The organism is Azospirillum sp. UFLA03-27, from assembly GCF_059803775.1.
Genome location: NZ_JAUQTX010000236.1, coordinates 1 through 10,231, shown reverse-complemented (window position 1 = coordinate 10,231; position 10,231 = coordinate 1). Strand labels below are relative to the sequence as shown.

Annotated in this window: 14 protein-coding genes; 8 read left to right on the top strand and 6 right to left on the bottom strand. The window is 65.7% G+C overall.

Annotation, left to right across the window (positions count from 1 at the left end; all coding sequences use genetic code 11):
• Positions 1–26 precede the first annotated feature (26 nt).
• The 6 genes from Q4I23_RS26025 (at position 27) to Q4I23_RS26000 (ending at position 4,479) form a co-directional block, all read left to right on the top strand.
• Entirely contained in the window at positions 27–548 is a 522-nt protein-coding gene (locus tag Q4I23_RS26025) for an urease accessory protein UreF (RefSeq protein ID WP_498528127.1), read from the top strand.
• Complete coding sequence (gene ureG / locus Q4I23_RS26020; RefSeq protein ID WP_014240314.1) at positions 545–1,183, top strand: urease accessory protein UreG; 639 nt, start codon at positions 545–547, stop codon at positions 1,181–1,183. The genes Q4I23_RS26025 and ureG overlap by 4 nt, the downstream gene beginning before the upstream one ends.
• A 100-nt stretch (positions 1,184–1,283) precedes the next feature.
• A complete protein-coding gene (locus Q4I23_RS26015; RefSeq protein ID WP_498528126.1) occupies positions 1,284–2,168 on the top strand; it encodes a PRC-barrel domain-containing protein in 885 nt (294 codons plus the stop codon).
• A 34-nt stretch (positions 2,169–2,202) separates the two neighbouring features.
• Positions 2,203–2,619 carry a YgaP-like transmembrane domain gene (locus tag Q4I23_RS26010; protein ID WP_498528125.1) on the top strand — a complete coding sequence of 139 codons (417 nt, stop codon included), beginning with the start codon at positions 2,203–2,205 and terminating at the stop codon, positions 2,617–2,619.
• Positions 2,620–2,921: 302 nt separating this feature from the next.
• Positions 2,922–3,707: an enoyl-ACP reductase FabI gene (gene fabI / locus Q4I23_RS26005; RefSeq protein ID WP_014240318.1), complete on the top strand. Its 786-nt coding sequence runs from the start codon at positions 2,922–2,924 to the stop codon at positions 3,705–3,707.
• 361 nt (positions 3,708–4,068) lie between these two features.
• Complete coding sequence (locus tag Q4I23_RS26000; protein ID WP_237903660.1) at positions 4,069–4,479, top strand: bacteriohemerythrin; 411 nt, start codon at positions 4,069–4,071, stop codon at positions 4,477–4,479.
• 15 nt (positions 4,480–4,494) lie between these two features.
• Here the strand turns inward: Q4I23_RS26000 and hutG are convergent, their stop codons facing one another.
• Together hutG and Q4I23_RS25990 are read right to left on the bottom strand one after the other, a co-directional pair.
• Complete coding sequence (gene hutG, locus Q4I23_RS25995; protein WP_454018303.1) at positions 4,495–5,319, bottom strand: N-formylglutamate deformylase; 825 nt, start codon at positions 5,317–5,319, stop codon at positions 4,495–4,497.
• Positions 5,320–5,493: 174 nt separating this feature from the next.
• Positions 5,494–5,844 (bottom strand): ArsR/SmtB family transcription factor, encoded by a 351-nt coding sequence (locus Q4I23_RS25990; protein WP_014240322.1) that lies wholly within the window; start codon positions 5,842–5,844, stop codon positions 5,494–5,496.
• Between the two features lie 301 nt (positions 5,845–6,145).
• Here Q4I23_RS25990 and Q4I23_RS25985 point away from each other — a divergent pair, with 301 nt between their 5' ends.
• A complete protein-coding gene (locus Q4I23_RS25985) occupies positions 6,146–6,616 on the top strand; it encodes a hypothetical protein (protein ID WP_498528124.1) in 471 nt (156 codons plus the stop codon).
• Between the two features lie 102 nt (positions 6,617–6,718).
• Entirely contained in the window at positions 6,719–7,030 is a 312-nt protein-coding gene (locus Q4I23_RS25980) for a hypothetical protein (RefSeq protein ID WP_498528123.1), read from the top strand.
• Between the two features lie 19 nt (positions 7,031–7,049).
• Here the strand turns inward: Q4I23_RS25980 and Q4I23_RS25975 are convergent, their stop codons facing one another.
• From Q4I23_RS25975 to Q4I23_RS25960, 4 genes are all read right to left on the bottom strand, one after another.
• Entirely contained in the window at positions 7,050–8,048 is a 999-nt protein-coding gene (locus Q4I23_RS25975; protein ID WP_498528122.1) for a tyrosine-type recombinase/integrase, read from the bottom strand.
• A gap of 220 nt (positions 8,049–8,268) precedes the next feature.
• Entirely contained in the window at positions 8,269–8,553 is a 285-nt protein-coding gene (locus tag Q4I23_RS25970; RefSeq protein ID WP_498528121.1) for a DUF3850 domain-containing protein, read from the bottom strand.
• A 472-nt stretch (positions 8,554–9,025) separates the two neighbouring features.
• Entirely contained in the window at positions 9,026–9,367 is a 342-nt protein-coding gene (locus tag Q4I23_RS25965; protein ID WP_498528120.1) for a hypothetical protein, read from the bottom strand.
• Positions 9,354–10,205: a hypothetical protein gene (locus Q4I23_RS25960; RefSeq protein WP_498528119.1), complete on the bottom strand. Its 852-nt coding sequence runs from the start codon at positions 10,203–10,205 to the stop codon at positions 9,354–9,356. The genes Q4I23_RS25965 and Q4I23_RS25960 overlap by 14 nt, the downstream gene beginning before the upstream one ends.
• Between the last annotated feature and the right edge of the window lie 26 nt (positions 10,206–10,231).

Genomic DNA, 10,231 nt, shown 5'->3' with positions numbered 1-10,231 from the left:
GCGTATAATCGTCGGCAGCGTCAGATGTGTATAAGAGACAGCTCTTCGTGGCCGCCCATCGCGCCGTGCTGGCGGGCGACGAGGCGGGCTTCGCCTGGGCGGTCGAGCGCGCCGACGCCATGCGCGCCTCCTCGGAAACCGCGCTGGAGAGCCGCGCGCAGGGGCAGGCCTTCCTCATCGCCGTGCGCGCTGCGTGGCCGCTGGAGGGGATGGAGCGCTGGGACCAAGTGATCGCCGGCACCGGCCGCCCGGTCGCCTACGCCGTCGCGGTGGCGCTGGCCGCCGCGTCGATCGGCGTGCCGGAAGGCCCCGCCCTGTCGGCCTATCTGCACGCCTTCGCCGCCAACCTCGTCTCCGCCGGGGTGCGGCTGGTGCCGCTGGGGCAGACGGACGGGCAGAAGGCCCTGGCGGCGCTCGATTCCGTGGTGCACTCTGCGGCGGAGGCCGCGCTGGCCGCCCCGCTCGACGATCTGGGCAGCCGCGCCATGGCCGTCGATTGGACCTCCATGATCCACGAAACCCAATACACGAGGTTGTTCCGCTCATGACCGCCCCGATTTCCAAGAGCCATGGTGGCCCCCTGCGCGTGGGCATCGGCGGGCCGGTCGGCTCCGGCAAGACGGCGCTGACCGACGCGCTGTGCAAGCGCATGCGCGACGATTGGGAGGTCGCGGCGATCACCAACGACATCTACACCAAGGAGGACGCCGAGTTCCTCACCCGCTCCGGCGCGCTGAAGCCGGACCGGATCATGGGGGTGGAGACCGGCGGCTGCCCGCACACGGCGATCCGCGAGGATGCCTCGATCAACCTCGCCGCCGTCGACGAGATGAACCGCAAGTTCCCGAACCTCGACCTGATCTTCGTGGAATCGGGCGGCGATAATCTGGCGGCCACCTTCTCGCCGGAACTGGCGGACCTGACCATCTACGTCATCGACGTGTCGGCGGGTGACAAGATTCCGCGCAAGGGTGGTCCGGGCATCACCCGGTCGGACCTGCTGGTCATCAACAAGATCGACCTTGCCCCGCTGGTCGGCGCCAGCCTGGAGGTGATGGACCGCGACGCCAAGAAGATGCGTGGCGACCGGCCCTTCGTCTTCACCAACATCAAGACGGGGCAGGGGGTGGACGCGGTCCAGTCCTTCATCGTTCAGCGGGGCGGGTTGCCGCTTCCGGGCTGACCGCTTCGCGGAAGAAGCATTCGCGGAACCTCCGCCTTGGCCGTGCTGTTTTCCAAGCGTGAGAACCACACGCACGGAAACCAAGCCGGAGGCACCCACGATGAAACGCCTGCTCCTCAGCGCCGCCATGATCGCGGGGGCGCTCGGGCCTTGGCCGGCGCTTGCCGAGACCTGCCCGGAGGGGGTGAACCGGCTGGGCCAGCGCATCGGCGCGCTGGAGGCCGCCGGCAACCAGACTCCCGCCTCCATCAGCCCGCAGGAGATCGGCCAGCTCCGTGCCCTGCGCCAGACCGCCGAGCGCGCCGGGCAGCGGGGCGGCGAGCCGGCCTGCCAGACCATCCTGGGCGAGGCCGACGCCTTGCTGCGCGCGGTCGAGCATCCGCGCGTGGTCGCCGCCGACGACCTGTCGAAGGCCAAGCTGCACAACGCCAGCGGCGAGGAGATGGGCTCCATTTCCGAACTGGTGGTCGATCCGAACACGGGGCGCGTCGCCTACGCCGTGGTCGAAGCCGGTGGGTTCCTCGGTCTGGGCGAGCGCAACTTCCCGGTTCCCTGGGCATTGGTCCAGCCGGCACAGGCTGGTGACGGCTATGTCCTGAACGTGACCAAGGATCGGCTGACCGCGGCGCCGCAGTTCACCCGCTCCAACCGTCCGGACATGTCGGACCGGCAATGGGCGGTGGCGCTGCACACCTATTACGGGGTCCAGCCCTATTGGATGCGCGACGGTGCGGCCCTCGCCGCGGTTGGTATGCCGGAGGGCGGCGCTACGGGATCGCCGCAGCTTCAGTCGGAAGTGCAGCGCCTGTCGCAGGAGGTGGACCGGCTGAACCGCGAGCTGTCGCAGGCCCGCACGCTGGCCGATACGGCCCGCAAGCCCGACGGGACGGCACAGCCGGGCTCGTCCGGTTCGACCGGCGGCACACCGGCGCCGGACCAGGGCGGACACCAGGGCGGGTCCACGCCGCCCGCCCCGCAGCAGTGACCATAGAAAAAGATCGAGGAGAGCAGCGATGGCGATGACGAGCCAACAGGGCATGGGCAGCCGCGACGCGGCCCTGCCGGACGATCTCGAACGCATGATCAACGTCGGGCACACCGAACGCCTGGTGTCGCTGGTCGGCGGCGGGCTTCTCGCCGTGCTCGGGCTGCGCCGTCCGACCGTCGGTGGGGCGGCTCTGGCTCTGGCCGGCGGCGCCCTGGTCGCCCGCGGGCTGACCGGCTATTGCCCGGCCAAGGCGATGATGGAGGATTTGGGCGGCCATCACCACGGGGCGGGCACCCCCGCCGAAGACGTGGATCAGGGTGTCCACCGGTACTCGCGCCATCCCGGTGACATCTACGACGACGCCGACGAGAAGGAGAAGGTGGACGAGGCGTCGATGGAATCCTTCCCGGCCAGCGATCCGCCGTCCTTCACGCCCGGCGCCGTTTGATCGTCTCCGGTTCCATAAAAGCTGGTCCGATGAAAAGGCCCCTCCAGAAGGTGGGGCCTTTGTTTTTGTTGCGGTATTCGGTATGAATACGCAAGAAAGAGGTATGGATTACCGCTGCGGACTTCGCATCTTCGCTGTGTGAAGGCTGTGTTACGGATAAACAAAGCGATAATGTCGGATATATTGCGACTTTAACAAGTTGCCTATGACCTTCGATTGCATTATGGTGCGTTGCACAATTCGAGTGATCCGATCTGGCGCACTCTGAATCCGGCCACCTTGCAATCCGGGAAAGCCAGCCTATGACCACGATCATCCCCGCCGCCGCCACTCTTGAAGGCAAGAAGGGCCTCGTGCTCGGCATCGCCAACGATCAGTCGATCGCGTGGGGCTGCGCCCGCGCATTCCGCGCTCTGGGCGCGGATCTCGCGGTCAGCTACCTCAACGACAAGGCGAAGCGCTTCGTCGAGCCGCTGGCCCAGCAGCTCGAAGCGGAGATCTTCGAACCGGTGGACGTCACCGGCGAGGGTGAGCTGAAGGCCATCTTCGAGAAGATCGAGCAGAAGTGGGGCAAGCTGGACTTCGCGCTGCATTCCATCGCCTTCGCTCCGAAGGACGACCTGCACGGCCGTGTCGTCGATTGCTCGCGCGAAGGTTTCCAGATGGCGATGGACGTGTCCTGCCACTCCTTCATCCGCATGGCCCGCTACGCGGAGCCGCTGATGAAGGACGGCGGCTCGCTGTTCACCATGTCCTATTTCGGCGCCAACCGCGTGATCGACAATTACGGCGTCATGGGTCCGGTGAAGGCCGCCCTGGAAGCCAGCGTGCGCTATCTGGCGGCGGAACTGGGCCCGAAAGGCATCCGCGTCCACGCCATCTCCCCCGGCCCGATCAAGACCCGCGCCGCCTCCGGCATCGCGCATTTCGACGAGCTGATGGAGAAGGCTGCGGAACGCGCGCCGGAGCAGCGCCTCGTCACCATCGAAGAGGTCGGCTACACCACAGCCTTCCTGGCGACCGACGGAGCCAAGGGCATCACCGGCAGCACCACCTATGTGGATTGCGGCTATTCGATCGTCGGCTGATCGGACGTTGTTTGACAGGTAAGTTGGGGCGGCTGATCGTCGCCTCTTCTTCGTAAGATCGATGTGAAGGCAGGCGGAAACATGACGTTTCCCCTGCCTTTTCACGTCTTTGTTTTGGTGCGGCAAAATGCCATGTGACGATCGTATGCGTTCGTTTTGTAGAAAATGCGCCCATAATGCAGGCAAAGGCCGCTGGTCGCGGAGTCGGCGGTAACAAGGGGCGCGGCGTCTGGTATTTACGGTTCCTTGACGGTTTGCGCACCTTGATCTTCAGTTGCGCAGATACGGCGCGCTTCCCTTCAATGCGGTGGCTTTCGGCGGAATTGCCCGGTGGCCGCGGAAGACAGGGTGCGGAGGGTTCATGAGTGTCATTACGTGGAGGCGGCAGCTCAGCGTCGGCCAGCCGTCCATCGACGAAGATCACAAGCACCTGATCGAGTATCTGAACGAACTGGACGCCGCGTTGAATTCGCGCAGCTTCATGCCGGTGCGCGTTGCCAAGATCCTTATGAAATTGCTGGAATACACCCAGCAGCATTTCGCCCGCGAAGAAAAGATCATGCAGGCCGTGCATTACCCGAAGTTCGAGGAGCATGTCCGCCAGCATCACGAGGCGGTGCGGACGCTGAGTGAACTGTCCGCGGTCTTTACGCGGGACCCGACGCATCAGAACGCCGAGCGGATTTACACCTTCACCGCGAACTGGCTGGTCCACCACATCATCATGCAGGACACGCAGCTGACGCCCTATGTGCGGGGCGTCTGGGTCTGAGGGCCGGGCAGGGCGTTACAGGAAGGCGCTGCGCCGCCGGCCGGCGGCGTTCTCCCACGCCCACTCGACGACAAGGCTCAGCAACCGCTCCAGAGTCGGACGCAGCTGACGCGCCGACTCCTCGCGGAAGCCGAAGGGAGCCTCTTCGTCCATGTAGGTGAGCTGCGACAGTTCGAGCTGGATCGAATGGATGTTGTCGGCGGGATTGCCGTAGCGGCGGGTGATGAAGCCGCCCTTGAACCGCCCGTTCTGCACCGAGGAGAAACGCCCGGTCGCAGTGAGCACGTTCATCACACGGCCGACCAGTGCCGGCGAAGCGCTGGTCCCCTCCGCCGTGCCCAGGCTGAAGTCCTGGATCTGCCCGTCGAAGAAGCGCGGCACGCGTGACCGGATGGAATGGGCGTCGAACAGCACCGCCACGCCGAAGCGTTCCTTCAGCGCCTGAAGCTCGCCGTTGAGCTGCTCGTGATAGGGGCGCCAATAGGCGGCGATCCGCCGCCGCACCTCCGCCGCGTCCGGCTCCTGTCCCGGGTGGTAGACCGGCTGGTGATCGAAGGTGGTGAGGGGACAGAGTTCGGTGCTGCTGGCGCCGGGGGCGGGAAGGGCGCTGTCGGGATCGCGGTTGAGGTCGATCACATAGCGCGAGAGGATGGGCTTCAGGAAGCCGATGCCCAGCGCCGGGGCGAAGTGATAGAGCCGGTCGAGATGCCAGTCGGTGTCCGGCATCGCCAGGGCGGAGTCGGTCATGGTGGCCGCGATGTCCGGCGGCACGACGGTGCCGACATGCGGGATGCTGAGCAGGACGGGGGTTTCCCCCGGCTGGAAGCGGAACGTCTCCATGCCAACACCCTTTGTTTCCTGGCCCGATTCTTCAAGCCATTCGTGCAACAACGGTTTGATGCGCCGCAGCATGATTGGAACTATGCGGCGCAACCGGCATGGCGGTCAAATCCTATTGCGTATTTGTTATAAAGGCTTCAACAGGTTGTGGCGGCCTGGGCCGCCGCAACCGCCTTACGCTTCCAGATCCCCTTCGCTTTCCTCCGCCACATGGTCGACCATGTCCGACAGGACGCGCCGTATGTGCTCGTCGGTGATCAGGTAGAAAACGCGGTTGCCGCGCCGTTCCGCCTGGATCAACCGTCCCGCCCGCAGCAGGCGGAGGTGATGGCTGACCAGGGACGGCGACAGGCCCAGCGCCGCCGCCATGTCGCCGACCGAGGTCGACGTGTCCAGGCAGGCCAGGATGATGCGCAGCCGGCTGGGGTCGCTCATCAGGCGGAACATGTCGGCCAGTTCGGTGGTCTGGTCTTCGGACAGGCGGAGATGCGCCGGCTTGTCCTTCGGTGCTGACCCTTTTTGCATGCCGCGTTGATTCCCGCTCGTAAGGTTTTTATCGGTGGTTGCCGCTCTTACAAAGTATAGGTCGGCGGCCGCGTCAATCCCATAGGTCGGCGAAGCGGTGCCCGAAGTCGCTGGGCGGCGGCATCTTACGTATGGCCTATCGCTCGCCTGTTGACCTTGGGCGGAGGCTCGGGAACAATTCGGCCACAAGCACGACGGTCTGGGGCAAGGCCGCACAGGATGCCTTCAACGATCCAATGAACGGGATCGAAGAACGGTCGAACGAACGACCGAAACGGGCAGGATCGAGGGGGAGGAAGCCATGACGTCGCGCCGACAGGTTCTGCTGCCGCTTGCGCTGGCCCCGGTGGCCGGCTGGGCGATCTGGGCCACCAACGCCAGCGAACCCATGCATCCCGCCGGACCGTTCCATCTGCCGCTGGACAACACCACGGCTTTGTGGCGGGATCTGGTGCAGGTCCGCATGGAGGGGCCAGCGGCCAATCCGGTCTTTCCGACCCGCGTCAAGGCGTTGGAGGGAAAGCTGGTGACGGTGCGTGGTTTCATGGTGCCGCTGAGCGACGCGCCTTCCCACAACCGCTTTATCCTCGCCGCCAATCCCATCTCCTGCCCGGCCTGCCACAGGCCCAGCCCTTCCACGATGCTGCACGTCCACAGCCAGATCCCGGTCCGCGAATCGCAGGCGCCGGTGCTGATGACCGGCACGTTGCGGCTGAACCCTCTGGAGGGGTTGTTCTATCGCCTCGATCGGGCTGAGTTGCGCTACGCCTGATCGTTGCGGTTCCAATCGGTTATTCCTTTTTTCGGCGAGTCATGAAATCCTGACACCTGTTCGAGCAGGGTGGGTGACGGGAAACGCGTGGCCGGAAGGATTGTGGCTTCGTGGCGTGCCGCCGGGTTGTTCCTGGCGCTCGTCCTCTACGGCCTGCTGAGCGCGCCGGCACCGGCAGAGATCCGCCCGGCGGAGGCGGCCATTGGCGCGCTGCTGGTGCTGGGTGTCGGGGTGCTGCGCCCCCTGTGCGTGGCGACGGGCCAGACATTGCTGGAGCGTGCTTCGCCACCATGGGAGATGCCTGCGGTCCTGGCGCTGTCGGTGCTGTTGTGGTGCCCGCTTGTGCGCGGCGTGTGGCTGGACTGGGCGCCGGGCGACATGATGCGCGACGTGGTGCCGCTTCTGAACCTTTGAAGCCAGCAAAATCAGTAGCTTATGAGTTGGTTTTTGGGCGGTTTACACGGACGGTTTCAAGCTTCCGAATCGCCGCTTCCGCACGGACACGCTGGTCTGCCTGCCGGGTGTAACGGCTCACCTCCTTGGTGGAGCGGTGGCCGGTAATCGCCATGATTTCACGATCGCTGCATCCGGCTTCGGCCAGCTTCGCGGCTGCCGTTTTGCGCAGGCCATGGAACTGGAACGGGATACCGTGCTTCACCTTGGCCTTGCGCCATTCCACCTGAAAACCGCTGGCTGTCCACGGGCGCCCCTGGACGGTTTGAAGGATGGTTAGACCTTTGGCGTCCCTCTTCCACTCCGCCAACTCCTGCCGCAGCACCTCGTGGCACGGGATATAGACCGGCTCTTTGGTCTTCGCCTGCAGCACGTGGATGCCCGCTCCATCGAAGGCCGACCAGCGCATAGAAAGGCAATCGCCGAGTCGCTGCCCGGTATAGAGAGCAAGGATGATGGCCCGCCGCAACCGCGACGGGAACGACTTGAGAGCCTTCTCCAGTGCCTCGTCGGTCCATCGCTCCCACTCTCCAGCTTTCAGCCGCTCAACCCTGAGAGCGACGTTGTAGTCCACCCACTCACGGTCAACAGCGAAGGACAGCAGGCCGCTGAGAAAGCTGACCAACTGATTTGCTACACCGGGGCGGTGCGCATTCTCGTCCCGGAACGCGAGCACGTGGCGACGGCGCAAGCCTGCGATGGGCAAGTTTCGCTTGTCCGCGATAATGTCCATGCAGCGATCGTAGATCCTCCGGCTGTTCGGTGCGGCGCCTCGGTACTTTGGGCTTTTCCGGAACGCCTCGCATACCATGCCGACCGTGTGTTGCTCAGGCTCCGCGTCTGCCTCCGGCGAACCGATCGGCTCCAGCGTGTCCGGATCGAGCGCAACACGCGTGCGCCTGTCGTAGAGATATTCCCTATAGTTGCCGTCCGCGAGTCGCTTTCGGACGCGCTGAACGTGCCTGGGCAGTTTTTCCATTCATGGCCTCGTCCCAAAGAGTGGAAGCATCCAGCTTGCGGTTTCCGGACAGCTTGGCGTCTACTGCCGTCCTGTCGAACCTCGGCAGGCGCGGCGTGAGATACACCGGCTTTGGTAGCTTCCCCTTCGCAACGAGCGCGTCAACCGTCTCTACGCTGACGCTCAAGTCGCGAGCAAGTTCGGATCGGGTGATCCAGCGTGGCGTCGCGTCCGCCATCCCCTACGCCCCCTCTCCCTGCGCCCCCGGCGCCACGTTGGACGCCAGCACGTCGATGGACATCACCACCAGCCCGTCCGGCAGGCCATAGCCCCGCTGGATGTGCATCACCTTGGCGATGCACTCCCGGCCGGTGTATGCCATGAAGTATCGGTCATGCTCGCGCAGGCGCAGCCGATCCCCGACCTGATATCCACGGTCGTCCTGCCGGATCTCACATCGCTTCAGACCGGATGCGACATCGGAGAATGGCGTCAGGTCGGCCTTGAGTTCGTGCGTGCGGCTCATGATGCCTCTCCCTGCGCCCCGCGGGCGTCTCGGTTCTTCTCGTTGTAGCGCCTGTACTGCTCAAGACCGGGCGACGCGAGATCGCCTTTGCAGTGAGACGCCTGCCGTGGGACTGTGCGCGTCGCGTCGACCATCGCCGATGTCGTGGCTGCAACAGGCCCAGGCAGTTCCGAGAACGGTCCCAAGCGCTGCTGTCGCGCTTTCGGCTTCGGCTTTCCCGCCGCCGGGACGGGAGTTCCGAACCCCGCCAGAGCGTAGCGGTTCCCCGACGAATGCCGCCTGATAGCAACGACAGCCCCCCGCCTTCTCCGCTTCGTCAATGGCCCCGGCGATTGCACGCGCCGCCTCACGGTCAAGGGCGGCCAGGAGCTTCATCCGGAGAGCGCCTTGCGTGTCTCCGCAGTCACCGGCTGCGTGGAGGCGGCTCATGACGAAGGCCCGGACGGCATCGGGGTTGAGTAGGCACGCCACGTCACCCATTCCCATCCTCCCTCTTGGGCAGGAGGCTGGCGCATAGAGCGGGCTCCCCAGCGTATTGAGCGCGATCCCATTCAGCACGGCGGCGGTCAACGTCCACCTGCATCTCATCCACGACGGCCCGGCCGGCGGCGGTAAGGTCGTGGCGATGGCCGCCAGCGTTATGGTGGTCGTCGGCGTGGCTGGTGATGAGGCCGCGGTTCCGACAGGCCTTCAGGCCGCGGTGGCTGTCGCCCTTCCCGCGCGTCCAGACGGAGTTGGTTTCGAAGCGCTTGCCGTTCTGGCTGACGGCCAAGTAGCAGCGCAGCCAGTCGCGCATGGCGTCACTGACCTCCATGTTGGGCCTCCCTCGTCTCGGTGGGTAGGAGGCCGGAGGCGCGGGCCCGGGAGAGCACCTGTCGGGCCTTCCGCTCCGCGACGCGGGTTTCCTCATCGACATCCTCTGGGGCGGCGTCGGCGATCTCCGGGCACTTCAGCAGGCCGTCCACCGCCTCCGCCAGCTCCCGCGCGATGTCCCCGCCCTGCGCCTGCCCCGTCACCTCCGGCGCCTGCTGTGCGCCCGAGAGGGCGGCGGCTTCCTGGGCGCGCTTGGCGATACGGATCAGGTCTGCCCCGGCTCCGCAGTTCGGGCCGATGGCCGCCGATGCCATCCCGTGGATGTCGTCCAGCACCTCCCGCATGCTGGCCTCTCGCGCCTCTGCGGCGGCAAGGGCGGCCTGCAACGCGTCACGCTCGGCGGTGGCGGCGCGTCGTTGCTTCCACACCGTCAGGAGAAGGGGTTGCCGCACTCCTTCCTCGTCCGCCGTCGCGCGCCAGAGGATGGCGTCATCTTGGGCCTTAGCCGCTTCACGCCGTGCCTTGACCATGGCGTCACGCAGGCCGCCGACGTCATCAAGGATCACCTTGCGGCGCATCCCGTCGCCCAGCGGACCCGGCTTGAAGCCGGTGGCAGCCAAGAGCGCGTCCCGCTCGGCTTCGGCCTGGGTGGCGCGGGCTTCGGCGTCGTCCAGGGCAGCCCCGGCGATGTCGTCCACGCCGTTCGCAGCCATGTCGGCGGTCAGCGCCTCCAGTTCCGCGACGCGCGCGGCCAACCTGCGCATGTCGCCACCGTGGGACAGAACGATTTCGTCAACCGTCCTCTGATGCGCCACGGCCTGGGGCTGTCTCTTATACACATCTGACGCTGCCGACGATTATACGC